At 64.9% G+C, this 25,060-nt stretch carries 25 protein-coding genes; 5 read left to right on the top strand and 20 right to left on the bottom strand.

Translation table 11 applies throughout. The features are described 5' to 3' along the window. Positions 1-16: 16 nt before the first annotated feature. From B5E56_RS10810 to B5E56_RS10785, 6 genes are read right to left on the bottom strand one after another with little or no spacing between them, the layout of a single operon-like run. Entirely contained in the window at positions 17-760 is a 744-nt protein-coding gene (locus B5E56_RS10810) for a 2Fe-2S iron-sulfur cluster-binding protein (protein WP_087389949.1), read from the bottom strand. Next, positions 757-2,550 (bottom strand): NADH-ubiquinone oxidoreductase-F iron-sulfur binding region domain-containing protein, encoded by a 1,794-nt coding sequence (locus B5E56_RS10805; protein ID WP_087389946.1) that lies wholly within the window; start codon positions 2,548-2,550, stop codon positions 757-759. Before B5E56_RS10805 ends, B5E56_RS10810 begins: the two co-directional genes overlap by 4 nt. Continuing rightward, positions 2,543-3,019, bottom strand: a complete 477-nt coding sequence (locus tag B5E56_RS10800) for a complex I 24 kDa subunit family protein (RefSeq protein WP_087326476.1) — start codon at positions 3,017-3,019, stop codon at positions 2,543-2,545. The genes B5E56_RS10805 and B5E56_RS10800 overlap by 8 nt, the downstream gene beginning before the upstream one ends. 44 nt (positions 3,020-3,063) lie before the next feature. Then, positions 3,064-3,345 (bottom strand): MoaD/ThiS family protein, encoded by a 282-nt coding sequence (locus B5E56_RS10795; protein ID WP_087267620.1) that lies wholly within the window; start codon positions 3,343-3,345, stop codon positions 3,064-3,066. 4 nt (positions 3,346-3,349) lie between these two features. Further along, a complete protein-coding gene (locus B5E56_RS10790) occupies positions 3,350-5,152 on the bottom strand; it encodes an aldehyde ferredoxin oxidoreductase family protein (protein WP_087389944.1) in 1,803 nt (600 codons plus the stop codon). 3 nt (positions 5,153-5,155) lie between these two features. Then, positions 5,156-5,626 (bottom strand): 4Fe-4S dicluster domain-containing protein, encoded by a 471-nt coding sequence (locus tag B5E56_RS10785; protein ID WP_087187272.1) that lies wholly within the window; start codon positions 5,624-5,626, stop codon positions 5,156-5,158. Between the two features lie 260 nt (positions 5,627-5,886). Here B5E56_RS10785 and B5E56_RS10780 point away from each other — a divergent pair, with 260 nt between their 5' ends. From B5E56_RS10780 to B5E56_RS10760, 5 genes are read left to right on the top strand one after another with little or no spacing between them, the layout of a single operon-like run. Beyond that, positions 5,887-6,798, top strand: a complete 912-nt coding sequence (locus tag B5E56_RS10780) for a LysR family transcriptional regulator (protein WP_087187342.1) — start codon at positions 5,887-5,889, stop codon at positions 6,796-6,798. Continuing rightward, complete coding sequence (gene glp, locus B5E56_RS10775) at positions 6,776-7,993, top strand: molybdopterin molybdotransferase MoeA (protein ID WP_087389941.1); 1,218 nt, start codon at positions 6,776-6,778, stop codon at positions 7,991-7,993. Before B5E56_RS10780 ends, glp begins: the two co-directional genes overlap by 23 nt. Before the next feature lie 22 nt (positions 7,994-8,015). Beyond that, entirely contained in the window at positions 8,016-9,917 is a 1,902-nt protein-coding gene (locus B5E56_RS10770) for a molybdopterin biosynthesis protein (protein ID WP_087389938.1), read from the top strand. 29 nt (positions 9,918-9,946) lie between these two features. Then, positions 9,947-11,398 carry an NAD(P)/FAD-dependent oxidoreductase gene (locus B5E56_RS10765; RefSeq protein ID WP_087389935.1) on the top strand — a complete coding sequence of 484 codons (1,452 nt, stop codon included), beginning with the start codon at positions 9,947-9,949 and terminating at the stop codon, positions 11,396-11,398. Next, positions 11,385-12,293 (top strand): NAD(P)/FAD-dependent oxidoreductase, encoded by a 909-nt coding sequence (locus B5E56_RS10760; protein ID WP_087389932.1) that lies wholly within the window; start codon positions 11,385-11,387, stop codon positions 12,291-12,293. The genes B5E56_RS10765 and B5E56_RS10760 overlap by 14 nt, the downstream gene beginning before the upstream one ends. Before the next feature lie 54 nt (positions 12,294-12,347). Here the strand turns inward: B5E56_RS10760 and B5E56_RS14630 are convergent, their stop codons facing one another. From B5E56_RS14630 to B5E56_RS10695, 14 genes are all read right to left on the bottom strand, one after another. Next, a complete protein-coding gene (locus tag B5E56_RS14630; protein WP_158098713.1) occupies positions 12,348-12,518 on the bottom strand; it encodes a hypothetical protein in 171 nt (56 codons plus the stop codon). A 64-nt stretch (positions 12,519-12,582) separates the two neighbouring features. Further along, positions 12,583-14,376 (bottom strand): aspartate--tRNA ligase, encoded by a 1,794-nt coding sequence (gene aspS / locus B5E56_RS10755; protein WP_087389929.1) that lies wholly within the window; start codon positions 14,374-14,376, stop codon positions 12,583-12,585. A gap of 73 nt (positions 14,377-14,449) precedes the next feature. Next, the gene (locus B5E56_RS10750) at positions 14,450-15,379 is read right to left on the bottom strand and encodes a hypothetical protein (RefSeq protein WP_087389926.1); all 930 of its coding nucleotides are present in this window, start codon (positions 15,377-15,379) and stop codon (positions 14,450-14,452) included. A gap of 71 nt (positions 15,380-15,450) precedes the next feature. Further along, positions 15,451-16,800: a histidine--tRNA ligase gene (hisS, locus tag B5E56_RS10745; protein WP_087389923.1), complete on the bottom strand. Its 1,350-nt coding sequence runs from the start codon at positions 16,798-16,800 to the stop codon at positions 15,451-15,453. 753 nt (positions 16,801-17,553) lie between these two features. Further along, on the bottom strand, positions 17,554-17,970 hold the full coding sequence (locus tag B5E56_RS10740; protein ID WP_087187280.1) for a methylglyoxal synthase: 417 nt from the start codon (positions 17,968-17,970) through the stop codon (positions 17,554-17,556). 27 nt (positions 17,971-17,997) lie between these two features. Then, a complete protein-coding gene (minD, locus tag B5E56_RS10735) occupies positions 17,998-18,741 on the bottom strand; it encodes a septum site-determining protein MinD (protein ID WP_087389920.1) in 744 nt (247 codons plus the stop codon). 89 nt (positions 18,742-18,830) lie between these two features. Next, the gene (gene rsmG, locus B5E56_RS10730) at positions 18,831-19,592 is read right to left on the bottom strand and encodes a 16S rRNA (guanine(527)-N(7))-methyltransferase RsmG (protein ID WP_087389918.1); all 762 of its coding nucleotides are present in this window, start codon (positions 19,590-19,592) and stop codon (positions 18,831-18,833) included. 16 nt (positions 19,593-19,608) lie between these two features. Further along, positions 19,609-21,042, bottom strand: coding sequence for a WG repeat-containing protein (locus B5E56_RS10725; protein ID WP_087389915.1), 1,434 nt, complete (start codon positions 21,040-21,042; stop codon positions 19,609-19,611). Between the two features lie 21 nt (positions 21,043-21,063). Continuing rightward, a complete protein-coding gene (locus B5E56_RS10720) occupies positions 21,064-21,360 on the bottom strand; it encodes an S-layer homology domain-containing protein (RefSeq protein ID WP_087389912.1) in 297 nt (98 codons plus the stop codon). 52 nt (positions 21,361-21,412) lie between these two features. After that, entirely contained in the window at positions 21,413-21,766 is a 354-nt protein-coding gene (locus tag B5E56_RS10715; protein ID WP_087389909.1) for a hypothetical protein, read from the bottom strand. Beyond that, a complete protein-coding gene (mscL, locus tag B5E56_RS10710) occupies positions 21,759-22,178 on the bottom strand; it encodes a large-conductance mechanosensitive channel protein MscL (protein ID WP_087187285.1) in 420 nt (139 codons plus the stop codon). Before mscL ends, B5E56_RS10715 begins: the two co-directional genes overlap by 8 nt. A gap of 52 nt (positions 22,179-22,230) precedes the next feature. After that, positions 22,231-23,532 (bottom strand): serine--tRNA ligase, encoded by a 1,302-nt coding sequence (gene serS / locus B5E56_RS10705; protein WP_087389906.1) that lies wholly within the window; start codon positions 23,530-23,532, stop codon positions 22,231-22,233. 87 nt (positions 23,533-23,619) lie between these two features. After that, complete coding sequence (locus B5E56_RS14915) at positions 23,620-24,171, bottom strand: hypothetical protein (protein WP_242958912.1); 552 nt, start codon at positions 24,169-24,171, stop codon at positions 23,620-23,622. Next, a complete protein-coding gene (locus tag B5E56_RS10695) occupies positions 24,168-25,058 on the bottom strand; it encodes a ParB/RepB/Spo0J family partition protein (RefSeq protein WP_087187287.1) in 891 nt (296 codons plus the stop codon). Before B5E56_RS10695 ends, B5E56_RS14915 begins: the two co-directional genes overlap by 4 nt. Positions 25,059-25,060 lie beyond the last annotated feature (2 nt).

The following is a 25,060-nucleotide window of genomic DNA, read 5'->3' as shown; positions in this document are numbered from 1 at the left end:
GGGCTTTTTTGTGCTGTTATTGGTCCCCGTAGGTGTGGGCCAGCACCTGGGCCAGGGCGGCCTTCCGGCAGCGCTCACACAGCGTCTCCGGCTCCTCGCCCGCCTTTTGGGCGGCCAGGGCCAGCTCCTCCGCCGTGCCGATCACCGCGCCGCACTGGGCGCACCGCACCAGGGTAAAGGTTTTGCCCCAGATGGTGCGGGTGTCCGCCGTCTCGGTGAGGGGGATGGCGTCGGTGGGGCACACGCTGGCGCAGGAGCCGCAGCCCACGCACACCGGGCTCTCGTCGTGGTAGGGGGTGGCTACCTCCTTGGTGACTCCACGGTTGACCGTAGAGATGGCCCCCACGCTCAGCTCGGCGCAGGCCCGGGCGCACAGCCCGCACAGGATGCACTTGCCGCTGTCCACCGGCTTGAGCCGCTCCAGCGGGGGCGCGCCGTAGTGGGTACACATCTGGGCAATCAGTTCGCTGTCCGGGGCCCGCTTGTGGAGGAGGGACAGAATCATCCCCCGCTGGCGGCGGACCTTGTGGCTGTTTGTGGAGACGGTACATTCCCGCTCCACCGGGTAGACGCAGGACACCACGATCTTGGGGCCCCTGCCCTCGTCCACCTCCACGATGCACACCCGGCAGCAGCCCTGCCCGGGCAGGGCCTCGTGGTGGCACAGGGTGGGGATGTAGATGCCGTTGCGCCGGGCCACCTGGAGGAGAAATTCCCCCTTCTCACAGCTGCACTGTTTTCCGTCAATGGTAATGATCATCCCGCCACCTTGCCTTTCGTCTCCACCGCGCCGAACTTGCAGGCCTCCCGGCAGGAGCCGCAGGCGATGCACCGGGCGGGGTCAATGACATGGGGCTCCTTCACGCCGCCGGAGATGGCCCCGGCGGGACAGGCCCGGCTACAGGCCCCGCAGCCCACGCACTTGTCCTTGTCAATGGCAAAGCTGGTGAGGGCGGTACACACCCCTGCCGGACAGCGGTGCTCCAGAATGTGGGCCTCGTACTCCTGCCGGAAATACTTCAGGGTGGTGAGCACCGGGTTGGGGGCCGACTTGCCCAGGGCGCACAGGGAGCTGTCCGCCAGGGTGCGGCACAGCTCCTCCAGCAGGTCCAGGTCGCTGAGCTGGCCCCTGCCCTGACAGATGTCGGTGAGGATGGCCAGAATGTGCCTCAAGCCCTCCCGGCAGGGGGTACACTTGCCGCAGGATTCCTCCGAGAGGAACTTTACATAATACCGGGCCACCTCCACCATGCAGCTGCGGTCGTCCATGACGATCATGCCGCCGGAGCCCATCATGGCCCCGTGGCTTTTCAGGGTGTCGAAGTCCACCGGCAGGTCCAGCAGCTCCTCGGGAATGCACCCGCCGGAGGGGCCGCCGGTCTGCACCGCCTTGAAGGGCCGGTCCCCCTGGATGCCGCCGCCGATGTCGAAAATCAGGTGGCGGAGGGTGGCCCCCATGGGCACCTCCACCAGGCCGGTGCGCTTCACCTTGCCCACCATGGAGAACACCTTGGTGCCCTTGGACCCATCGGTGCCCAGCTTGGCAAATTCCGCTCCGCTCCGGTCCAAAATCACCGGGATATTGGCGAAGGTCTCCACGTTGTTGAGGACCGTGGGCTGGTCCCACAGGCCCCGCTGCACCGAGCGGATGTACTTGGCCCGGGGTTCGCCCACCCGTCCAGCCACCGACGCCATCAGCGCCGTAGACTCGCCGCACACAAAAGCGCCGCCGCCTCTGACAACGGAGAGTTTTAATTTCTTGTCAGATCCCAGGATGTGATCACCTAAAATGCCCGCTGCCTCGGCGTTGGCGATGGCCTCCTTGATGTGGGCCACCGCCAGGGCGTACTCGTCGCGGATGTAGAGGAAGCCGGTCTCCGCCCCGATGGCCAGGGCGCAGATGGCCATGCCCTCCAGCACACTGTGGGGGTCCCCCTCCAGAATGGAACCGTCCATGAAGGCGCCGGGGTCGCCCTCGTCGCCGTTGCACACCACATACTTGGGGAAATTGTCATACCCGGCGGCGGTGCGCCACTTCCGGCCGGTGGGGAAGCCGGCGCCCCCCCGGCCCCGGAGGCCGGACAGTTCCACCTGGGTGATGATCTCGTCGGGGGTCATGGTCAGGGCTTTTTTCAAAGCGCTGTATCCGCCGCGGTTGACATAATCTTCAACGCTGGCGGGGGAGATGATGCCCACGTTCCGCAGGGCCACCTTCACCTGGGGGGCAAAGAAGGGATTGTCCTCCCGGCGGGTGACCGGCTGACCGGCGTCGTTTTTGGCCAGCAGCCGGGTGACAGGCTGACCCTGTTCCACCGTCTGGGCCACGATCTCGGCGGCGTCGGCGGGCTTCACTTTGTAGTAGGTGATGTCGTCGGGGAGTATGCGCACCATGGGGCCGTTTTCGCAGAACCCCTGGCAGCCGGTCTCCTTGACCAGGCACTCCACCTGATGGCCGGTGCCCGCCAGCAGAGCGCGGAAGGCCTCCGCCACCTTGGCGCTGCCGTTGGCCAGGCAGCCGGTGCCGCAGCACACCAATACCGTTTTACTCATGGCCTTCCACCTCCCGGTACTGGTCCAGAATTTTGGGCAGCTTCTCCAGGGTCACCCGCCCGTAGTAGGTGCCGTCCACCACCATCACCGGGGCCAGGGCGCAGGAGCCCAGGCAGTTCACCAGCTCCAGGGAGAACAGCCCGTCCTCCGAGGTCTCCCCGGCATCGATGCCCAGCAGCCGCCGCACCCCGTCCAGCAGGGTGGTGGAGCCCCGGATGTGGCAGGCAGTGCCGTCGCACAGCTTGATGATGTGCCTGCCCTTGGGCTTGAGGCTCAGGGCCTTGTAGAAGGTGGCCATGGCGTACAGGGAGGACAGGGGACAGCCCAGGTAGGCCGCCAGGGCCTCCATGCCCTCCCGGGGGATGTAGTTGAACTTGTGCTGCATATCCTGGAGCATGGCCAGGCTGAACCGCTGCTCCGGGGGATAGGCCTGTAAGATGGCCTGAATGTCCTCCATGGGGATATCCATATGGGTTTCACCGCCTTTTTTGGGTTTGGCGGGGGAGCGGGGGCTCAGCCCCCGGCCACCACCGGGAAGATCTGCACCGTGTCGCTGTCTTTCAGCGGGGTGTCCAGGCCGGAGAGGAACTCCACCCGGCGGCCGTTGACCAGCACGATGATTTTTTCCCCCAGTGCGTCCCCGGCGGGGGAGAAAAACTCCCCCCGGAACCGGGGGCCAAAACGCCGGGACAGGTCCTCCCCCAGCGCCCCCACGGTGGGGGGCGGGGAGAGGACCAGCTCCTTGGTCCCGGCAAACTCCTTTTCCCGCAGATAGGCAAAGAATTTCACCGTCATGGGCTTATTTCAGGTTGAGGGAGGCCAGCTTCTCCGGGGTGGGGATGCCCTCCGCCGTCCAGCCACGGGCGGCGTAATACTCCGCCAGCATGGTGTACAGGTCGTTGACCTTGCCCGCCGCCGGGCCCTCAGGCAGCTTCTCCCGCAGCAGCCGGGGAGGCAGGGTGTCCTTCTCCACGCCGGCGGCAATGTTGAACTGCTTCTCCAGGTTCCAGATCCGCTCACCTTTCAGCAGGATCTCCTCGTCGCTCTCGTCGCTGCCCACCGCCTCCCGGTACTGGGCGGCCACCTCGGGCAGGCCGATGCCGAAGGTGGTGAACAGGCAGATGCCGGTGGCGTCCACCAGGGCGGTGAGATCCTGGAAGGTTTTCAGCAGACCCGCCTTGCCCTCGGTGACCAGGGGGTCCATCTTCATGGGGATGCCCAGCACCTCGGGGGAGATCATGTAGCCCCGGACGTGGCAGCCGCCCCGGTTGGAGGTGGCGTACTCCAGGCCGATGCCCTGGATGGCCCGGCCGTCGTAGGCGGGCATCTCCTGCTTCTTGACCGACATGGACAGCTCGGGATGGCCGTATTTTTCCGCCATGCGGTAGGAGCCCAGGCCCATGATCTTGCCGAAGCCCTCCCCCTTGCAGGTCATCTCCACCGCCTTCACCATGGCCGCCGCGTCGCCGAAGCGGAGGGGGAAGCCGATGTCGGACTCGGGGATGGCCCCCAGCTCAAAGAGCTCCATGGCACAGGCCACGGTGGCTCCCATGGTGATGGGGTCGATGCCGTACTGGTTGCACAGGAAGTTGGCGTCGCACACCGCCGCCAGGTCGTTGATGCCGCAGTCGGCGCCGAAGGACCAGCCTGCCTCATACTCGGGACCCTCGCCCTTGGAGGCAAAGGGGCCCTCCTTGATCTCCACCGCCCGGCCGCAGCCGATGGAGCAGCCGAAGCAGCCCTTGTTCCGCAGCAGGTACTTGGCGGCCAGGGTCTCGCCGGAGATGTCGTCGGCCAGATCATACACCGAGCCGTCCCGGCCGTTGCGCAGGGGCAGGCCGCCGGTGGCGTTGACGATGTTCACCAGAATTTGAGTGCCGTAGGCCGACAGGCCGGCTCCGGTGACCGGGTGGGCCTTCAGCTTGGCCCGGGCGTCCACGCAGGCCTCAAAGAAGGCCTCGGGCCGGGCCACCGTCACCGAGCCGGTGCCCCGGACAGCGATGGCCTTCAGCTTCTTGGAGCCCATCACCGTGCCCATGCCGCCCCGGCCCGCCGCCCGGTGCTTGTCGTTCATGATGGCGGAGAAGAGACAGCCGGTCTCCCCGGCGGGGGCGATGCAGGCGATGCGGAACTCGTCCCCCAGCTCCTCCCGCAGCAGGTCGGTGGTCTCGAACACGTCCTTGCCCCACAGGTGGGCGGCGTCCCGCAGCTCCACCGTGCCGTCGTTGATGTAGAGGTACACCGGCTTCTCCGAGATGTTCTCAAAGATGATGCCGTCGTACCCGGCGTATTTCAGCTCGGGGCCGAAGTGGCCGCCGGAGTTGGCCGCCCCGATGGTGCCGGTCAGGGGGGACTTGGCCACCGCGTTGTACCGGCCGGAGGAGGTGGCGCAGGTGCCCGTCAGAGGGCCGGTCATGAAGATCAGCTTGTTGTCCGGCCCCAGAGGGTCGCAGTTGGGGTCGCACTCGTCGCAGTAATACTTGGTGCCCAGACCACGGGCCCCCACATACTCCTGGGCGTTCTTCTGGTTCAGGGGCTCCCTGCGGATGGACCCCGCCGCCAGATCAATGCGTAAAATCGTGCCGGTATATCCGTTTCCCATGGCTCACCCCTCCGTTCCCATGGCGGCCACAATCTTGTCCGCCGTCAATTTTTTTCGTACGTCCCGCGCGTCCGGGTCCTCAAAACTCAGGGCCCCGCCGGGGCAGTACTTGACGCACTTGGGGTCCCCGCCGCACAGGTCGCACTTGAATACCTTCTTCACGATGGTGGAATAGGACATATTGCCCAGGGGACAGGCGCTGCGGCACATCTTGCAGCCGATGCACTTGTCGTAGTTGATGACGCAGGCCCCGTTTTCGTCCCGGCGGATGGCCTTCACCGGGCACACCTTCATGCAGCTGGCGTCCTCGCACTGCTGGCACACCACCGGCACCGCCAGGGTGGCGGCCTCATACTCCAGCACGGTGATGTTGGCCAGGCGGGGGTTGAACTGCTGGTAGTGGCCGAAGGAGCACACCAGCTCGCAGGTGCGGCAGCCGATGCATTTCTCCGGCTTGACGACGAGTTGTTTCATCCCTTTCCTCCCATTCCCGGCGGGAACGGAGGCACACCTCCTTTTGAGACAGAATTTGAACTCCTGATTTTAGTGTAGGAGCACAGGGCCGGGAAGTAAAGGGAAGGACTGGGAATTCATATTGCTTTTGTGCATAAAGGGCCGTATAATAAGGGCAGCTAAACTGTACGTTCTGCCACAGAAACCGGGGCGGAAACCGGGGGACGCCGGAAATTCCCGGCCTGAGGGCATATACCTTTTGGCTATAAGGAGGGAGCAGCTTGCAGATCGCCCAGATCCGATATTTCGTCACCGCCGCCCAGCTGCAAAACCTGTCCAAGGCGGCGGAGGCCCTCCACCTCAGCCAGCCCTCCCTGTCCCGCAGCATCGCCCGGTTGGAGGAGGAGCTGGGCACCCCGCTGTTTACCCGCTCCGGCAAGCGCATCCTGCTCAACGAGCCGGGCCGCCGGTTTCTGGAGAGCGCCCGGGCCATGCTCCGGGACCTGGACGACACCCTGCTGGAGCTGGGGGAGCTGTCCGCCGGGCCGGTGAAGCGGCTGTCGGTGGGGTGCTGCGGCGGAGAGGAGAAGGTGGCCGCCTGTCTGGCCGCCTTTGCCGATACCCGGCCAGGGGTGGAGTTCCAGCTGGACTGCCGCATTGAGGAGCTGGAGGTCCCCGACATTAACAAATACGATATGCTGCTCTGTCCCGATGACAGCCGGTATGAGAAGTTCCGGGGCTACCCTCTGGGCAGCGAGCGCTACCTGCTGGCCCTGCCTGCCCACCACCCTCTGGCCCGCCGGGAGCCGGTGGATTTGAAGGCCCTGGAGGGCCAGCCCATGGTCTTTCTCAGCAGCCCCGGCCACTGGCTGGAGGAGCCCTACTACCTGTGCGCCGGGCTCAATCTCCATCCGGCCACCCGCTGTCTGGTCAACGACCGGGAGGGCCACCGCCAGGTGGTGGCCGCCGGACTGGCCCTGGGCTTTGTGCCCGAGGGGGCCGCCGCCCCCTACCGGGCCGACTCCCGCATCGCCCTGGCCCGGCTGGCCAGCGGCCGGTTTGCCCGGCCCCTCATGCTGTGCTTCAAGCGGGAAAAACATCTCAGCCCTGTGGGGCTGGAATTTCAAGCCTTCGCCCTGGACTTTTTCGGGGTGGGAAAGGAGGGGGACCATGCTCACCGTCATGACCCCTGAGGAACTTTTGACACGGATTGCAAATATTTTCGGCCCTCTGGACCGGCCTCCGGAAACCGTGGGGCTGGACTGTGCTCTGGGCCGGGTGTTGGCCCAGGATATTCTGGCTGAAGAATATGTGCCCGGGTTTGACCGCTCCACCGTGGACGGCTACGCCCTGCGGGGGGCGGACACCTTCGGGTGCAGTGAGTCCATCCCCGCCCTGCTCACCTGCACCGGGGCGGTGGAGATGGGGAAGGAGCCCACCTTTGCCGTGGGCCCCTATCAATGCGGCGCCATCCCCACCGGTGGGGCCCTGCCGGAAGGCGCCGACGCCGTCCAAATGGTGGAGCACACCGAGGACTACGGCGGCGGGGAGATTGGCATTGTGAAAAGCGTTCCCCCGGGGGCCAACCTGATTTTTAAAGGGGACGACGTGAAGCCGGGGGACCTGGTGCTGCGGAAGGGCCGCAGGCTGGAGCCCCAGGACATCGGGGCTTTGGCGGCCCTGGGGGTGACTCAGGTGCCGGTGGTCCCCAAACTACGGGTGGGCCTGATCTCCACCGGGGACGAGCTGGTGCCCCCGGAGGGGGACCCCGGCCCCGGACAGGTGCGGGACGTGAACGGCCCCCTGGTGGCCGCTCTGCTGGCCCAGGCGGGGGCGGAAGCGGTGCCCCTGGGCATTGTCCCAGACCGGGAGGAACTGCTGAGAGAGGCGGTGGAGAAGGCTCTGGAGCGCTGCCACTGTGTGGTGCTGTCGGGAGGCAGCTCGGTGGGGGAGAAGGACGCCGCCTGCCGGGTGATGGCCTCTCTGGGAGAGATGCTGTGCCACGGGGTGGCCATGAAACCGGGCAAGCCCACCCTGCTGGGAAAGGCGGGGGGCAAGCCCATCCTGGGCCTGCCCGGCCACCCGGTGGCCGCCCTGTTCACCGCAAAGCTTTTTCTCATCCCCCTGCTGGCCCGGCTGGAGGGGCGGACCTGGGCGGAGCGAACGGTGTCGGCACGTCTGGCCCAGACTGTCCCCGCCAACCACGGCAGAGCCCAGTACACCGGCGTCACTCTGGAGGAGAAGCCCGACGGGCTGTGGGCCGTGCCCATCTGGGGCAAGTCGGGGCTCATTACCACCCTGGCCGGGGCGGACGGCTTCTTCTGCGTCCCCCGGGACCGGGAGGGCATCCCGGCCGGGGAATCTGTAGAGGTGTCCCTCTTCGGGTAGTTTTATATCAGGAGGCGTTTTTATGCCCTTTACTTATCTGACCAACCTCCCCCTGGAGCAGGCGGAGGAGCGCTACCCCGCCTGGCTGGCGGAGGGGGGATTTCAGCCCAAAACCGAGACGGTGCCGGTGGCCCAATCGGCAGGCCGGGTGACTGCCCGGGCGGTCTACGCCACCCTGTGCGCCCCCCACTATCCCGCCTGCGCCATGGATGGCATCGCCGTGGCGGCGGCGGACACCTTCGGAGCCACCGAGACCACGCCGGTGACCCTGGAACCCCATCAGTTCACGGTGGTGGACACCGGTGACCCCCTGCCCGAGGGGGAGGACGCGGTGGTAATGATTGAGGACGTGCTGTGGGAGGGGGAGAAGGCCGTCCTCCATGAGGCCGCCGCCCCCTGGCAGCACATCCGGCAGATCGGGGAGGACGTGTGCGCCGGGGAGATGCTCCTCCCCACCCATACCTCCATTACCCCGGCCGCCATCGGGGCCATGATCGCCGGTGGCGTGCTGGCGGTGGAGGTGTTCACCCGCCCGGTGGTGGGGATCATCCCCACCGGGGACGAGGTGGTGCCCCCCACCGACCACCCCCAGCCGGGGGACGTGCTGGAGTTCAACTCCTCCATCTTCTCCGCCATGATCGTGGAGTGGGGCGGTACAGCCAGGACCTACCCCATCGTGAAGGACAACAAGGCTGACCTCACTGACGCCCTCACCAGGGCCGCAGAGGAGTGCGACCTGGTGGTGCTTAACGCCGGGTCGTCGGCGGGCCGGGAGGACTACTCCGCCGCCGTCATTGGAACGGTGGGGGAGGTGCTGTGCCACGGGCTGGCCATCCGCCCGGGCAAGCCCGCCATTCTGGGCCGGAGAGGCCCGGTGCCGGTGCTGGGGGTGCCCGGCTACCCGGTCAGCGGCATTCTGGTGCTGGAGCACCTGCTCCGCCCCCTCATCGAACACTGGACCGGCAAGAAAGCCCCCGCCCGGGAGCAGGCGGAGGCGGTGCTGGCCCGGCGGGTGGTGTCGGGGCTGAAATACCGGGAGTTTGTCCGGGTGCGGCTGGGCCAGGTGGGGGATAAGCTGGTGGCCTCCCCGCTGGCCCGTGGGGCCGGGGTGGTGTCCTCCTTCCTGAAGGCCGACGGCATCCTGGACATCCCCCAGGGCAAGGAGGGCCTGGAGGCGGGGGAGATGGTCACCGTCTCTCTCCTGCGGCCCCGGGAGGAGCTGGAGCACACCCTGGTGATGATGGGCAGCCACGACCCCCTGCTGGACGAGGTGGCCGACCTGCTCCACCAGACCCACCCCCACCTGTACATGAGCTCCACCCATGTGGGCTCCATGGGGGGTATTATGGCCCTCCGCCGGGGGGAGGCCCACGGGGCGGGGTGCCACCTGCTGGACGAGGCCGACGGCAGCTACAACACTTCCTATCTGGAGAAGTATTTCCCCCACGGAGGGGTATATCAGGTGGAGTGCGCGGGCCGCACCCAGGGCCTGATGGTGGCCAAAGGCAATCCTCTGGGTATCAAGGGCTTTGGGGACATTGCCAACCTGCGGTATGTCAACCGACAGAAGGGCTCGGGCACCCGCATTTTGGCCGACTACCTGTGCCGGAAGGAGGGCATTGACCCCGCCGCCGTGTACGGCTACGACCGGGAGGAGCTGACCCACACCTCGGTGGCCGCCCAGATCGCCGCCGGCACCGCCGACGCCGGCATGGGCATTCTGTCCGCCGCCCGGCTGTATGACCTGGACTTTCTGCCGGTGTGCGTGGAGCAGTACGACCTGCTCATCCCCGATTACGCCTGGGGCACCCCGGCGGTGGAAGCCCTGCTGGAGGTGCTGCAAAGCCCGGCGTTCCGGGAACGGCTGGAACAGTTGGGGGGTTACACCATTGACCAGCCCGGCCGGGTGCGGCGGCATTTTTAACGGGGCACATCAAGAGAGGAGGATGGACCATGGAGCGCTACGACGTGGCGGTACTGGGCGGCGGGCTGCTGGGCTGCTTTATGGCCCGGGAGCTGCGCCGCCACCCCCTGAAGGTGGCCCTGGTGGAGGCCCGGGAGGACGTGTGTACCGGCATTTCCCGGGCAAACACCGCCATTGTATATACCGGCTGCGACACCAAGCCGGGCACCCTCAAGACCCGGCTGTGCGTGGCGGCCTGCAAGGGCTTCGGGGACCTGTGCCGGGAGCTGGGGGTGCCCTTCGCCCGGCGGGGCTCCTTAATGGTAAGCTACGGCCCCAACGCCGACCAGACGTTACAGCGAAAGATGATCCAGGGCATGGAGAACGGGGTGGAGGGCCTCAAGCTTATGTCGGGCCGGGCGGCCCTGGAGTGGGAGCCGGGACTGGCTCCCGGCGTGTCCTCCGCCCTCTACGCCCCCGACACCGGGGTGACCGACCCCTGGGAGCTGTGCTACGCCGCCTGGGAGAACGCCCTGGCCAATGGTGTCACCCCCTGGCTCAACGCCCCGGTCACCGACCTGCTGCCGGAACACGGGGGCTGGCGGGTGGTCACCCTCCGGGGGGAGCTGTGGGCGGCGGCGGTGGTCAACTGCTGCGGCCTCCACGCCGACCAGGTCCAGGAGCTGGCCGCTCCGCCTACGGTGCGTATCACCCCCGAGAAGGCGGACTATCTGATCCTGGACCAGGGGGCGGGCCACTATGTCAATCATGTGATCTTCCATGAGCCGGAGGAGAAGGGCAAGGGCCTGACCATGGTGCCCACCCTGGACGGCAAGCTGCTGCTGGGTCCGTCGGAGCAGCCGGGGGTGGGGCCTCTGTCCGCCACCACTGAGGCGGGGCTGGACCGGCTGCGCCAGCTGGCGGCCCAGGTGGCCCCCGAGCTGGATCTGGAGCTCACCATCCGCTCCTTTGCCGGGGTGCGGCCCAAGCCCTACAACGTGGTGCGGGCCCAGAGCATCCACGATTTCACCGTCACCAATCCCGCCAGAGGCCTGTGGAGCCTTATCGGCATCAAGACCCCCGGCCTTACCTGCGCCCAGGCCCTGGGGGCCTGGCTGGCCCCCCAGGTGGCGGACCAGCTGGGGAAGGGGGAACTGGACTCCACCTTCCGGCCGGAGCGAAAAGCGCCGGTACGGCCCCGCGAGCTGACACGGGAGGCCCGGGCGGCCCTGGCGGCCCGGGACCCGGCCTATGGCCGCATTCTGTGCCGGTGCGGCGGCATCACCGAGGGGGAGGTGCGGGACGCCATCCGCCGGGGTGCGGTCACCCTGGACGGGGTGAAGCGGCGGACGGGCGCCGGCCTGGGCCGGTGCCAGGGGGCCTTCTGCGGGGACCGGATCATGGCTCTTATGGCCCGGATGCTGGGGGTGCCCCCGGAGGATCTGCAAAAGGATGGGCCGGGTTCCCGGCTGCTGACAGGAGGACGGCATGGAGAAGGTTGATCTGTTGGTGGTGGGCGGCGGCGCGGCGGGGATGTCCGCCGCCCTGGCCGCTGCGGGCGCGGGACCGGTTTCGGTGCTGCTGGTGGACCGGGAGGAGCGGCTGGGGGGCATTTTGCCCCAGTGCATCCACCAGGGCTTCGGCCTGGGCTACTTCCACCGGGACCTCACCGGGCCGGAGTACGCCGCCCGCATCGTGGCCCAGATGGAGGGGGCGGCGGTGAGCGTGCGCCTCAACACCACCGTGCTCTCCCTATCCCAGCGGCGGACGGCGGAGCTGTCCGGCCCCGGCGGGTATGAGCCGGTGGCCTTCCGGCGGCTCATTCTGGCCACCGGCTGCCGGGAAAAGACCATCGGTTCCCTCCCCGTTACCGGCACCCGGCCCGCCGGGGTGTTTACCGCCGGGGAGGCCCAGCGGATGATCAACCTGCGCCACTGGCGGCCGGGGAGAAAGGTGCTGGTGCTGGGCAGCGGGGATCTGGGCCTCATCATGGCCCGCCGGTTCGTGTTGGAGGGCTGCCAGGTGCTGGGGGTGGTGGAGCAGAAGGGGAGCTGCGGCGGCATGGTACGCAACTACCGCTCCTGTCTGCTGGAGCACCGCATCCCACTGATGACCCGGACCACCGTTACCCGCCTCCACGGCGAGGGGCGGCTTACCGGCGTCACCCTCCGCCATCTGGACAGCGGCAAGGAGGAGCAGGTGGCCTGCGACACTCTCGTAACCGCCCTGGGCCTTATCCCCGAGCGGGAGCTGCTGGCGGGGCTGGGGGGTAAGCTGCCGGGCTGGGCCTCCCTGTGCGGCAACTGCGATTACGTCCATGAGATCGTGGACACCGTCACCGCCCAGGCCGAGGAGCTGGGCCGCCAGGTGGGCATGGAGCTGCTGGGCAAGAAATAAAATAAAGAACGGCCCCCATCGGAGCATATCCGATGGGGGCCGTTCTGTTTGGTTTTATTCCTCGTCCTCTTTCTTGGTGCACACGATGTTCAGCTCGTTGAGCTGGGCGTCGGTGACGAAGGAGGGAGCGCCCAGATCCCGGACAGCCTGGGCTGTCCGGGGACCCAGGGATGATTTTACTTGCTCGGCGGAAGTGAATTCCGCCTGCGCCAAGGTTTTCGCCACAGGCGAAAACGCTTGTACGCGCAAAGCGCGCCCCGCTGTGCGGGGCCCCCTGATGATGGGCGCTTTACTCGTCCTCTTCCTTTTTGGTGCACACGATGTTCAGCTCGTTGAGCTGGGCGTCGGTCACAAAGGAAGGCGCGCCCATCATCAGGTCCTGGGCGTTCTTGTTCATGGGGAAGGGGATGATCTCACGGATGGAGTCCTCGCCGGCCAGCAGCATGACCATACGGTCCACGCCGGGGGCGATGCCCGCGTGGGGGGGAGCGCCGTAGGTGAAGGCGTTGTACATGGCGGGGAACTTGGCCTTCACGTCCTCCTCGCCCAGCCGCACCAGCTGGAAGGCCTCAATCATGATCTCGGGGTCGTGGTTCCGGACGGCGCCGGAGGACAGCTCCACGCCGTTGCACACCAGGTCGTACTGGAAGGCGGTGATGGACAGGGGGTCCACCTCGCCGGCAGCGGCCTTCTTCAGGATCTCCAGGCCGCCGTTGGGCATGGAGAAGGGGTTGTGGCAGAACTCCAACTCGCCGGACTCCTCGCCGATCTCGTACATGGGGAAGTCCACGATCCAGCAGAACTCATAGCGCTCCTTGTCCATGTGGTTGGGGCAGAAGGCGCCCAGCTTGGAGCGGAGCACGCCGGCGGTCTTCTGGGCGGTCAGCAGCTTGCCGGCGGTGAGGCCCACGAAGCAGCCGGGCTCCAGGCCCAGAGCGGACACCACGGCGTCCTTGATGGGCTGGACGAACTTGGCGATGCCGCCCACGATCTCGCCCTTCTCATCCAGGCGGAACCAGTAGGCCTTATTGCCGGACTGGACCTCCACCTCGTTGCAGATGCCGTCGATCTGCTTGCGGGTGCCCTCAAAGCCGGACACCACGATGGCCTTGACGGTGTTGCCCTCGAAGGGACCAAAGCCGCAGTTTGCCAGCACCTCGGTGGCGTCGGTGACGGTCAGGTCGATGCGCAGGTCGGGCTTATCGGAGCCGTACTTGTCCATGGCCTCCAGGTAGGAGATTCGCTTAAAGGGGGCCTCAGAGGCCACGTTGTAGGTGCCGTACTGGGCGAAGATGGGGGGGAGCACCTGCTCCAGAACGGCGAACACGTCCTCCTGACCGGCAAAGGCCATCTCCATGTCCAGCTGGTAGAACTCGCCGGGGGAGCGGTCGCCGCGGGCGTCCTCGTCCCGGAAGCAAGGGGCGATCTGGAAGTACTTGTCGAAGCCGGAGGCCATCAGCAGCTGCTTGAACTGCTGGGGAGCCTGGGGCAGGGCGTAGAACTTGCCGGGGTGTTTGCGGCTGGGCACCAGGTAGTCACGGGCGCCTTCCGGAGAAGAGGCGGTCAGAATGGGGGTGGTGATCTCCATGAAGCCCTGGGCGGTCATGGCCTGCCGCAGGGCGGCCACCACCTGGGAGCGGAGGATGATGTTGTTCTTGACGGCGGGGTTGCGGAGATCCAGGTAGCGGTACTTCAGACGCTGGGTCTCGTCGGCCTCACGGCTGCGGTTGATCTGGAAGGGCAGCTCGTTGTGGCGGCAGCGGCCCAGCACCTCGATCTTCTCGGGTACCACCTCAATGTCGCCGGTGGGCAGCTTGGGGTTCTTGGAGTCACGCTCCCGCACCACGCCGGTGACGGCAATGGTGGACTCCTTGTTCAGAGCCTTGATGGTCTTGACCATCTCCTCGGTCTCGGCCACCACCTGGGTGGTGCCGTAGAAGTCCCGCAGGACGGCGAAGCCCAGGCTGGCGCCCACCTCACGGAAGTTCTCCAGGAAGCCCGCCAGGGTGACGGTCTGGCCTACCTGCTCCATGCGGAGCTCCCCACAGGTGTGGGTGCGGTAGGCGGTTTTGACATTAGCCATGTGAAATCAACTCCAGATTGTATTATTTCTTTTCTATATTACAAAATAGCTGGGTTTTTGCCCTTGTTTGCAATTAACCCCGCAGGTCGATGACCTTGCTGTAGTACACCTGCACGTCGAAGTTCTTGTACGCTTCGGTGCCCTCCTTGGCGGTGACACCGAAGTGAGTGAGGGCGGTGTTCTTCACGTAGTCCAGGAAGGTGACGCCGTCCACGGTGTTGAACCAGTTGAACTCCATGCCGGCGGCGGCGCAGTCGGCCTCCAGGCCGTCGATGAGCTCCTGCACATAGGGCAGATAGGCCCCGGCGGTGGTGCCGTTGGTGAACAGCACGTCAGAGGGCTTGAGTCCGGCGGCGGTGAAGGGGGTGTAGTCGGCGGGGGTGAAGGTCTGGCGCAGGTCGGTGCGGGCCACACGGGCCACCATGGCGGCGGTCTCGGCACGGGTCAGGCTGTTATTGGCAGCGAAGGTGCCCCAGTCGTCCACGCCGGTGAGGATGCCCGCGTTGTAGAAGCGCAGCACGGCCTCGTCCTTGGTGTCGGGCAGGGTGGTGATGGTGTTGATGGGGGAGAGCATCTCCTCGGGCACCACAGCGGCCAGGATGGACACAAACTCCTGACGGGTGGCCTGCTTTTCCGGGTCGGGCACGTCAATGCCCAGGTCCTCCAGGTACTTCACATAGGAGAAATACCAGGGCAGAGTCTCGCCGGGCTTGGGAGTGGCCATGGGGATAGGGTCTCCGGTGATGGCCTCGTTCATGCGGGCGGCGATGGCGGCCACCTCGCCCACGGTGAGGATCTGGAAGGGGGCAAAGGCGTGGCCCGTGCCCTGCATCAGTCCCACCTCGGCGCAGATGCGGGCGGGATCTTCATACCAGGAACCGGCCTCCACATCAATGAAGCCGGGGTACTCGTTGACCTTGGGGAAGGCCTCCTCGGGGGAGATGGCGGCGGCGGAGCCCACCAACAGGGCGGCGGACAGGATCAGAGCGGCAAGCTTTTTCATGGAATGATTCCTCCTTGTCAAATGGCACAGGTTTGTCTTTTATAGACGGCTTGAAAGGGGGAAAGTTCCATTCAGTCCTTGTCCCGGATGGGAGCGCCGGCGGACCGGGCGGTGAGACCGGCCTGGACCAGAGCCACCGCCTCAGCGGGAGTCACGGTCTGCTGCTCGCCGGTGGTCAGATCCTTCACCGTCACCTTACCCTGAGCAATCTCGTCCTCACCCAGGAAGGCGGCGTAGGGGATGGACAGCTTGTCGGCGTAGGACAGCTTCTGCTTGAATTTCTTCTTCTCGCAGTGGAGCTGGGCCCGGACGCCGGCATCCCGCAGGGTGGTGGCGAAGGAGATGGCAGCGGACAGGTCCTCGGTCATGGGCAGGATGAGCACGTCGGCGGGAGCGGTGAGCAGCTCCTCGTTCAGGTAGCCCTGGGCCTCCAGCACGGAGAACAGCCGGGTCAGGCCGATGGAGATGCCCACGCCGGGCAGCTGCTTGTCGGTGTAGTACTCGGCCAGGTTGTCGTACCGGCCGCCGGAGCAGATGGAGCCCACCTCGGGGTGGTCCAGCATGACGGTCTCATACACGGTGCCGGTGTAGTAGTCCAGGCCGCGGGCGATGGTCAGGTCCACCATGAAGTGGTCCTCCGGCACGCCGTAGGCGGACATATACTTGACCACGGTCTCCAGCTCGGACACGCCCAGGTCGAAGAGCTCGTTCCTGCCCTTGAAAGGCTCCAGAGCGGCCATGGGGTCCTCAGCCGCCAGCAGGCCCAGCAGGGTGTCGGCGGTGTCGGCGGCCACGGCAAAGTCGTCCACCAGGATGGCCTTCACCTTCTCGGGGCCGATCTTCTCCAGCTTGTCGATGGTGCGCATCACGTCCCCGGCCTGCTCCTCCAGGCCCAGCAGGGCGAAGAGGCCGTTGAGGACCTTCCGGTTGTTCACCCGGATCTTAAAGCGGCGCAGGCCCAGGGCGGTGAAGGTCTTGTAGATGATGGAGGGGATCTCGGCCTCATTGGTGATGTCCAGGGCGCCGTCGCCGATGACGTCGATGTCGGCCTGATAGAACTCCCGGTAGCGGCCCTTCTGGGCCCGCTCACCCCGGTACACCTTGCCGATCTGGAACCGGCGGAAGGGGAAGGTGAGCTCGTTCTGGTGGAGGGCCACGTACTTGGCCAGAGGCACGGTCAGGTCAAAGCGGAGGGACAGGTCGCTGTCACCCTTGGTGAAGCGGTAGATCTGCTTCTCGGTCTCGCCGCCGCCCTTGGCCAGCAGCACCTCGCTGGCCTCGATGGCCGGGGTATCCAGGGGGGTGAAGCCGTAGAGGGAGTAGCTCTTGCGGAGGATGTCCACCATCCGGTCGAACTGCACCTGGCGGGCAGGCAGCAGCTCCATAAAACCGGACAGGGTACGGGGTTTGATCTGGGCCATAGTGATGCTCCTTTGTAGAGTAATAGAGGCTGCTGCCTGCCAACGCCGCAAGTGCGGCGTCAAGCGTTTTGCGCAGCAAAACCTTGAAATAGGCCGAATTCAGTTCGGCCTATTTGAATCAAATCCGGGGCCCCCGGCGGGTCACCGACCCGCTGGGGTCAGCAGCTCCATAAAGCCGGACAGGGTACGGGGTTTGATCTGGGCCATAGTGATGCTCCTTTGTATCGTAACATTTGGGATTCTGGCTCGGTGAGGGCGGATGTCCGCAAAAAGGCGCTCTCGTCCCTTGTCACGGGACGAAAGCGCCTGCTTTCGTGGTGCCACCCATGTTCGGCGCTCAAAAAGCGCCCTCTGGCCTTCTGTTGCGGGAAGGGGACCGCGCCCGTCTCCGGGCCCGCTGGTGGAGCCGTCTCCCGGCCGCCTGCCGCAGGTCCTTCCAGCCAGGGGACCCTTCTCTGGTGCGGCGGTGTGAGCGGTACTTGCTCCGTCATTGCGGTTTCAGCTCTTACGATATTATCCCGAAAAGGGGGAAAAGTCAATCCTTTTCCACGCTTTCCGGCAATAAAACGGGCGGCCCACAGGGGCCGCCCGTTTCAGATCACGCGGTAAAAGGCTTGGTTTTGGGATTGATGATGTCTCTCCAGTCCAAATCGCCCCGCGCCCCACCCGATGGTACCCATCGTGCGGGGACCCCTGTGATTTCAAATGCGGCCGCCGAGGGCGGCGTGCTGGAGCGGGGCGATACTTTGCGGTTTATGCAGTAAAAGGCTTGGTCTTGGGATTGATGATGTCTCTCCAGTCCAAATCCCCCCGCTCCAGACCGTGGATCAACATCTCAGCGGTGGCCACGTTGGTGGCAACCGGGATATTGTACTGGTCGCACAGGCGGGTGATATACTTCAGGTCCGCGTCCAGATCGCTGGACTGAGGATCGGAGAAGAAGAGCACCATATCGATCTCATTGTAGGCAATGCGGGCGCCGATCTGCTGGCTGCCGCCGTGCTCATGGGACAGGAAGAGCTGGACGGGCAGACCGGTAGCCTCCGCCACCAGACGGCCTGTTGTGTTGGTGGCGCAGATCGTGTGCTTGGACAGGATGCCGCAGTACGCAATACAGAATTGCACCATCAGCTCTTTTTTTCGATCGTGGCTCATCAACGCGATATTCATACTACACCTTCTCTTCCTTTCGAGATATCAGGCTCGAAGCTTCATCAGGGGGACTTTTTGTCCCGTCAGCCGCTTGGCAATGTTTAAGTAGGCGATGGCAGCCCCTCGGCTGGCGCACAGGATGAGGGGTTCTCCCCGGTTGGCGCTGAGGATGACCTGGGGGTCCTCCGGCACGATGCCCAGCAGGGGCAGACCGGCGGTATCCATGGCGTCGTCAATGGTGGTGTGGAGCCGCCGCAGCAGCTTGGGCTGCACCCGGTTGACCACCAGGTGGAGCTGGGGCAGCTGTTTGCGCAGCACCGACACGGTGCGCTGTGCGTCCCGCAGGGCGGAGGAATCGGTGGTGGAGACCACGATGGCCCGGTCCGCGGCACAGCAGGCCAGCCGGAAGCCCTCGCCCAGTCCGGCGGGGGAGTCCATCAAAATATAGTCGTACTTCTGCTTGGCCTGGCGGACCAGATCCCGCATGGCGTACTCGCTGAGGGGTTCGTCGGGCAGGTTCACCGGTGCGGTGATCAGGTTCAGACCCTGGATCACCGGGTGGGGGACTGCCGCCCGCTCCAGCGGACAGCGTCCGCAGAGCACGTCGGTAAAGTCCATCAGGGCCCGGTCGCTGAGGCCCAGATTCAGGTCCAGGTTCCTCAGGCCGATATCCATATCGATGCACAGGACCTGATGTCCCAGAGCGGCCAGGCAGGAGCCTACGCCGCCGGTGAGGGAGGTCTTTCCTGTGCCGCCTTTCCCTGAAGTGATAACGATTGCTGTGGACATAGGTTCACTCCCGACATACAAGATTAGAATAACACATTATTTCGTCAGACGCAATGCTTAACTTAGTCATATATGCACAAAATCTCGGGTTAAAGCGGGGTTTTCTGCATTCTGGCCCACCGGCGGGGATAGCCCTTGGGGGTGGGGGAGACCTTCTCCACCACCACCACCCGGTGGGTGACGCCGGTACCCGGGATCTCGTAATCCACCCGGGGCAGCAGGCGGCCTCCCAGCTTGGCGATGGCCCGGGAGGCCTTGTCCACCTCGTCGCCGCTGTCCACGCTCTTCATGGCCAGGAACTTGCCGCCCACCTTCACATAGGGCAGGCACAGTTCGCTGAGCAGCTCCAGAGAGGCCACCGCCCGGGACACGGCGAAGTCAAAGCTGTCCCGGAAGCCCTCCTGATGGGCCTGCTCCTCGCCTCGGGCGTGGAGACAGGCAATTTCGTCAAGGGAAAGTGCTTTACACACAGTTTCCAACCAGTTGACCCGTTTGCCCAGACTGTCCAGCAGAGTGACCTTCAAAGTGGGCTCCAGGATTTTCAGGGGCATACCGGGGAACCCGGCGCCGGTGCCCACGTCGATGAGGGTCTTGTTTTTAAAATCCTCGCCAATGGTGAGCAGGGCGGCGCAGTCCAGGAAGTGGAGGTCCACCACCTGGTCGGGATCGGTGATGGCGGTCAGATTCATGACCTGATTCTGCTCCAGCAGCATGGCGCCGTATTGGGCCAGGGCTTCCGCGCCCCCCGGCGTATGGATGCCCTGGGTATCCAGCCCCTGCTGAATGCGGGGCAGCTGGGCGTCCAGACGAAAGGATGTGGAAGTCTGGGTGGTGTTTTTCTCGTCGGCCATGGATGTGACTCCTTTTTCAGATACTTTTCCCCCAAGAGGGGAGAGAATGTGGAAAACCGGCCCTTACTTCAGGGTGATCCGGTAGGCGGCCCCGTCTATTGAGAGTGATGTTCAGGCCGTTGTAGGAGGCGGCGGCGGCAGGTACGGCGGAGCCGTCGGCGGTGAGCCAGATGCCGTCGGACGCCCCCACGGCGGAACTGTAGAAGTAGGGGCCGCCCCGGTGGCGGAGCTGGGGATAGGAGCAGGGGATCACCAGCTTGCCGGTGGTGTCGATGACGCCCCAGCCGCTGTCCTTCCGGACCATGGCATAGCCGTCGGCAAAGTGCTCCACGCTGTTGTACTGGGCCGGGATGACCCACTGGCCCTTGGTGTTCACAAAGCCATACAGCCGGGCGCTCTCATCCAGGCAGGGGGCCAGTCCGTCGCTGAGCACGTCCCAGTGGCCGTCGCCGGTGAGGGTGGCAATGGAGGTGCCGGTCCGGTCGTGGAGGATGGGATCGGCCCCATAGGAGGGCTGGCTGATAAACAAACCGTCGCCCAGCAGCTTGCAGGACCAGTTGGGGGTAAAGGGAACGGCGGCCCAGTCCTTAGTGCTGTCCGCCACGGCGTAGCTATCGTCGGCGGCCTCCATCATCACCAGACCGTCCTCGTTGGCGTCCAGGAACACCATGCCCTCCTCCGGGGTGTACCAGCTGCCGTCGGCGCGGTACAGGGCCCAGTGGTCGTCGTAGGTCACAGGGAGCAGGGAGGAGGTGGACCAGCTGCCCTCGGCCTTGCCGCCCTTCAGATCCAGGGGGGTGAGGGTATAGCGGCTGTCGTCCACGGTCTTAATGGTGAATTCCTGGCGCAGCTCCGGCCGGATGAGCCGGGCCGCCATGGTGGCCATCTCCGCCCGGCTCAGGGTGCCGTTGGCCCGGAAGGTGCCGTAGTCGTCAGTGCCGGTGAGTATGCCCGCCTGATAGAAGGGGAGGACCACATCCTTGGTCTCCTCGGTGGCATCAGGGAAGTCGGTGATGTCGTTGATGGGCTCCAGCAGATCGCCGGACACCAGGGAGAGCAGCTTTACAAAGTCCAGCCGGGTGGCGGTTGTGCCCAGATCGTTGATCTGGTTGGGACCGGTATGGAGCACCGTCTCCAGATAATAGGCGGTATTCCGGCTCCAGTTGCCGGGGGCGGGCCGCCACAGGGCGTCCCACAGATCGGCGGTGTAGTTCTCATAGTCCCGGGTGGCGTCGCTGAGCTGGAAGGCAAAGCTTCCGTCCCCGCGCTCCGTCAGGGTGCCGGTGTAGCTGGTACCGTTGAGGGTGAGGGTAACGGTCTGGCCTTCGGCGGCATTCCAGCTTTCATCCAGATTGAAACAGAGCTGGAGACTCTTTTCGTCCAGCCAGAAGCCGGTGTCACTGTTTTCGTGGAGGCCGACGGAGGTGCCATCGGCCCGGGTGAGGACCACCTGGCCCCACTCTTCAGGTGCTTAAGGCAGGGTGCCGTCCCCGCCGCTCAGGATATGGTGGATGCGGGCGGCCAGGGTGGCAGCCTCGCCGATGGTGACGGAGCGGCTGGGGGAGAAGTTTCCGTTGCCGGTACCGTTGAGCAGGCCGGTGACGTAGCACAGACCGGCGGCGTCGGTATACCAGCTGCCGCTGGCCACGTCTGCAAAGGAGGCGGGCTCCCGCACAGCGGGGAAGGAGTCCTCCACGCCGGTCTGGGTGGCCAGAACGGGTGTTACAAGCAGTGAGCCGGTCACGAGCAAGGAGAGCAGTCGTTTCATAGTGCCTACCTCCGTTTCACGGTGGGACGTAAGGTCCCGGGGCTTGTTCCATTCAGATACCGAAATTGGCCAGCAGGGGAGGGAACCCCAGCACCAGGCTTACCACAAAGCCCACGGCGCAGAGTACCGCCAGAATGGCCATGGACACTTTCCGGGAATAGGTGCTGTCCGGATGGCGGGCCAGATAGAGGGAAATGGCAAAGATGCCGGCAATGCCGGGGCAGGCGAAGAGGGGGGCGATGCCGGTGAGATAGTTCCCCTGATTAAAGAAGGGATACACGTTGAGGATCACAAAGCCCACCATATACACGATGCCCACCCAGGCCATGATACGCTTTACCGGGGGGGCGGGAACGTAGGGTTCCCGCTCCTCCCGGTTGGTGTTGTTGTCGGGCCGGTCAGTCATGGTTCTGCTCCTTCAGCAGGTCACGGATCTCCGTGAGCAGCTGCTCCTGGGTGGTGAGCACAGGCTCTGCCGGAGCGGTCTCGGCGGCCTCCTCCTTCTTGCGGTGGAAGCGGTTGATGCCCTTCACCAGGCAGAAGATGACAAAGGCCATGATGAGGAAGTTGACCACCGCCTGGATAAAGCTGCCGAAGGCGATGGTGGCGCCTCCCAGCTGGAAGGTGAGGGCGGCGAAGGTGGACTCGCCGATGAACAGGCCCACGAAGGGCATAAGAATGTCGTTGGTCAGGGAATCCACGATGGTCTTGAAGGCGCCGCCGATGATAACGCCGACAGCCAGATCCATCACGTTGCCCCGGGCAATAAACTTGCGGAACTCGGCCATAAAGCCTTTGGTTTTCTCTTTTGCGGACATTTGGTACTCCTTTATTCTGTGCGGGCGGCCACAAGGGCCGCCCCTACGTTCATTAGTGCTTGGGCACCAGCACTTCCTTGCCGCCCATGTAGGGGCGCAGGACGGCGGGGATCTTCACGCTGCCGTCGGCCTGGAGGTTGTTCTCCAGGAAGGCGATGAGCATACGGGGCGGGGCCACTACGGTGTTGTTCAGGGTGTGGGGCAGGTAGGTGCCCTTCTCGCCCTTGACGCGCATCTTCAGGCGGCGGGCCTGGGCGTCGCCCAGGTTGGAGCAGGAGCAAACCTCGAAGTACTTCTGCTGACGGGGAGACCAGGCCTCGATGTCGCAGGACTTGACCTTCAGGTCGGCCAGGTCGCCGGAGCAGCACTCCAGCTGACGGACGGGGATGTCCAGGGAGCGGAAGAGCTCCACAGAGTAGTGCCACATCTGCTCGTACCACTTCATGGAGTCCTCGGGCTTACAGACAACCACCATCTCCTGCTTCTCGAACTGGTGGATGCGGTACACGCCCCGCTCCTCAATGCCATGAGCGCCCTTCTCCTTGCGGAAGCAGGGGGAGTAGGAGGTGAGGGTCTGGGGCAGCTTCTCCTCGGGGATGATCTGGTCAATGAACTTGCCGATCATGGAGTGCTCGGAGGTGCCGATCAGATACAGGTCCTCGCCCTCGATCTTGTACATCATAGCGTCCATCTCGGTCTGGGACATAACGCCCTCCACCACGTTGCCGTGGATCATGAAGGGGGGCACGCAGAAAGTAAAGCCCTTGTCAATCATAAAGTCACGGGCGTAGGCCAGCACCGCCTCGTGGAGGCGAGCAATGTCGCCCATCAGATAGTAGAAGCCGTTGCCGGACACGCGGCCGGCGGCGTCCATGTCGATGCCGTCAAAGGACTCCATGATTTGGGTGTGGTAGGGGATCTCATAGTCGGGGGTGACGGGCTCGCCAAAGCGCTGAACCTCCACATTGCAGGAGTCATCGGGGCCGATGGGCACGGAGGGATCGATGATGTTGGGGATGACCAGCATGATCTTACGGATCTCCTCGGCCAGCTCGGTCTCCCGGTTCTCCAGGAAAGCCAGACGGTCGGCGTCCGCCTTGACCTCGGCCTTGAGGGCCTCGGCCTCCGCCAGCTTGGAGGGGTCCTTCTTGGACTGGCCCATCAGCACGCCCACCTGCTTGCTCTTGGTGTTGCGGGCGGTACGCAGGTCCTGGGCCTCCTGGATGGTCTTGCGGTTCTCGGCGTCCAGGGCAATGACCTGATCCACCAGGGGCAGCTTCTCGTCCTGGAACTTCTTCTTGATGTTCTCCTTGACGATCTCGGGGTTCTCACGAACAAACTTGATATCCAGCATGGTGTGATACAACCTTTCTGATAATTGATAGGGAAGAGGGGGCAGGGGGCTTTCTGCCGCCTGCTGTTTCACGTGAAACAATACCCCTTAATAAAGGGCCTCGTAGATCTCCTGATAGCGGTCGTAGGGGGAGAAGCGGTCGTTGTCGGTGATGCTCTCCTTGGGCAGGTACTCCGGCAGCTCTTCGCCCATATTCTCAATGAGGGTGCGGGCCTGGGTGTAGCGGCCCCGCACATAGGCCTCATTGATCTGCCAGAACCAGTCCAGAGCCTGGGTGCTCTTGGTCAGCTCCTCGTTCTCCTGCTCCAGCTCCTCCAGGCGGTCCTCCTGATCCCGGATGGTCTGCTGGTTGTCGGAGACAGCGGATTGCAGATCTTCCACCTGCTTGGTCAGGGTCTCATTCTGGGCAATGGTATTTTGCAGGGACTGGGTGGCGGAGTTGGAGGTCTCCTGCAGGTTATCGATGGCCTCCTGATTGGCCCGACGCTGCATGAGGAAGGACATGAGCAGCAGCAAAAAGGCCGCTGCGAACAGGATCATCAGATAGAAGAGCACCGGGTTGCGCTTGGTCGGCTTTTCATGCTCGGCCTCGTGCTGGAGGCGGCTGCGCTCCTGCTTCTCGGCATCGGGTTTGCTCAAAGGTCGGCACCTCCCTGATTGGAGGAGGGCAGCTGTTCCAGCAGGTCCAGCAGCGTGTTCAGATCCTCCGGATTATAGTATTCCAGCTCTATTTTACCCTTTTTCTTGCCGCTGATAATGTTAACCTTGCGGCCAAACCGGGCGGCCAGGGATTTTTCCGCCGCCCGTAGGTAGATGGACAGGTCGGGGCCGGGCGGGGGAGAGGGGGGCTCCTTTTCGCCGGCGGCCAGCCGCTTGGCAAGGGCCTCGGTCTGCCGGACGCTGAGATCCTCGGCAATGACCTTCTGGGCCAGCTTCTTTTGCAGCTCGCCGGTGGGGGCGGCCAGAATGGCCCGGGCGTGTCCGGCGGACAGCTTACCCTCCTCCAGCAGCTGGTGGACGGGATCGGGGAGAGCCAGCAGACGCAGGGCGTTGGCCACCGCCGGGCGGGATTTGCCCACCCGCTGGGCCACCTCCTCCTGGGTGAGGCCGTACTCGTCCATCAGGACTTTGTAGCCGTTGGCCTCTTCCACCGGGTTCAGGTCCTCCCGCTGGAGATTTTCAATGAGGCCCAGCTCCATGACCTTCCGGTCGTCGGCCTCGATGATGACGGCGGGGATTTCGGTGAGGCCCGCGATCTTGGCGGCCCGCCACCGGCGCTCACCGGCGATGATCTGATAGTAGCCTGAGGCCAGCCGCCGCACAGTCAGGGGCTGAATGACCCCGTGGGTGCGGATGGAGTCGGCCAGGTCCTGGAGGGATTCCTCGTCGAACCGCTTCCGGGGCTGTTTCAGGCCAGGTTCCACTTGGGAGATGGGGAGGGAGAGGGAACCACCCTCCTGGGACTGGAGGGCGGCGTCGCCCAGCAGCGCGCCCAGGCCTCTGCCCAGGCCGCGTTCCAATGCCATAG

It is taken from the genome of Flavonifractor sp. An112 (genome assembly GCF_002161085.1).
GTDB classification, from domain to species: domain Bacteria; phylum Bacillota; class Clostridia; order Oscillospirales; family Oscillospiraceae; genus Flavonifractor; species Flavonifractor avicola.
Note: the sequence above shows the minus strand (reverse complement) of the source record. Positions and strands in the feature narration are given on the sequence as shown.

Excerpts from the sequence above, each read along its gene's own strand:
- mscL (WP_087187285.1), bottom strand. The coding sequence starts at position 22,178 with ATGTCCGCAAAAGAGAAAACCAAAGGCTTTATGGCCGAGTTCCGCAAG.
- glp (WP_087389941.1), top strand. The coding sequence starts at position 6,776 with ATGCTCACCGTCATGACCCCTGAGGAACTTTTGACACGGATTGCAAAT.
- B5E56_RS10750 (WP_087389926.1), bottom strand. The coding sequence starts at position 15,379 with ATGAAAAAGCTTGCCGCTCTGATCCTGTCCGCCGCCCTGTTGGTGGGC.
- B5E56_RS10785 (WP_087187272.1), bottom strand. The coding sequence starts at position 5,626 with ATGAAACAACTCGTCGTCAAGCCGGAGAAATGCATCGGCTGCCGCACC.
- hisS (WP_087389923.1), bottom strand. The coding sequence starts at position 16,800 with ATGGCCCAGATCAAACCCCGTACCCTGTCCGGTTTTATGGAGCTGCTG.
- B5E56_RS10810 (WP_087389949.1), bottom strand. The coding sequence starts at position 760 with ATGATCATTACCATTGACGGAAAACAGTGCAGCTGTGAGAAGGGGGAA.
- rsmG (WP_087389918.1), bottom strand. The coding sequence starts at position 19,592 with ATGGCCGACGAGAAAAACACCACCCAGACTTCCACATCCTTTCGTCTG.
- B5E56_RS10695 (WP_087187287.1), bottom strand. The coding sequence starts at position 25,058 with ATGGCATTGGAACGCGGCCTGGGCAGAGGCCTGGGCGCGCTGCTGGGC.
- B5E56_RS10765 (WP_087389935.1), top strand. The coding sequence starts at position 9,947 with ATGGAGCGCTACGACGTGGCGGTACTGGGCGGCGGGCTGCTGGGCTGC.
- minD (WP_087389920.1), bottom strand. The coding sequence starts at position 18,741 with ATGTCCACAGCAATCGTTATCACTTCAGGGAAAGGCGGCACAGGAAAG.
- aspS (WP_087389929.1), bottom strand. The coding sequence starts at position 14,376 with ATGGCTAATGTCAAAACCGCCTACCGCACCCACACCTGTGGGGAGCTC.
- B5E56_RS10805 (WP_087389946.1), bottom strand. The coding sequence starts at position 2,550 with ATGAGTAAAACGGTATTGGTGTGCTGCGGCACCGGCTGCCTGGCCAAC.
- B5E56_RS10720 (WP_087389912.1), bottom strand. The coding sequence starts at position 21,360 with ATGAAACGACTGCTCTCCTTGCTCGTGACCGGCTCACTGCTTGTAACA.
- B5E56_RS10715 (WP_087389909.1), bottom strand. The coding sequence starts at position 21,766 with ATGACTGACCGGCCCGACAACAACACCAACCGGGAGGAGCGGGAACCC.
- B5E56_RS10760 (WP_087389932.1), top strand. The coding sequence starts at position 11,385 with ATGGAGAAGGTTGATCTGTTGGTGGTGGGCGGCGGCGCGGCGGGGATG.
- B5E56_RS10800 (WP_087326476.1), bottom strand. The coding sequence starts at position 3,019 with ATGGATATCCCCATGGAGGACATTCAGGCCATCTTACAGGCCTATCCC.
- B5E56_RS10740 (WP_087187280.1), bottom strand. The coding sequence starts at position 17,970 with ATGAATATCGCGTTGATGAGCCACGATCGAAAAAAAGAGCTGATGGTG.
- serS (WP_087389906.1), bottom strand. The coding sequence starts at position 23,532 with ATGCTGGATATCAAGTTTGTTCGTGAGAACCCCGAGATCGTCAAGGAG.
- B5E56_RS10795 (WP_087267620.1), bottom strand. The coding sequence starts at position 3,345 with ATGACGGTGAAATTCTTTGCCTATCTGCGGGAAAAGGAGTTTGCCGGG.
- B5E56_RS10790 (WP_087389944.1), bottom strand. The coding sequence starts at position 5,152 with ATGGGAAACGGATATACCGGCACGATTTTACGCATTGATCTGGCGGCG.
- B5E56_RS10770 (WP_087389938.1), top strand. The coding sequence starts at position 8,016 with ATGCCCTTTACTTATCTGACCAACCTCCCCCTGGAGCAGGCGGAGGAG.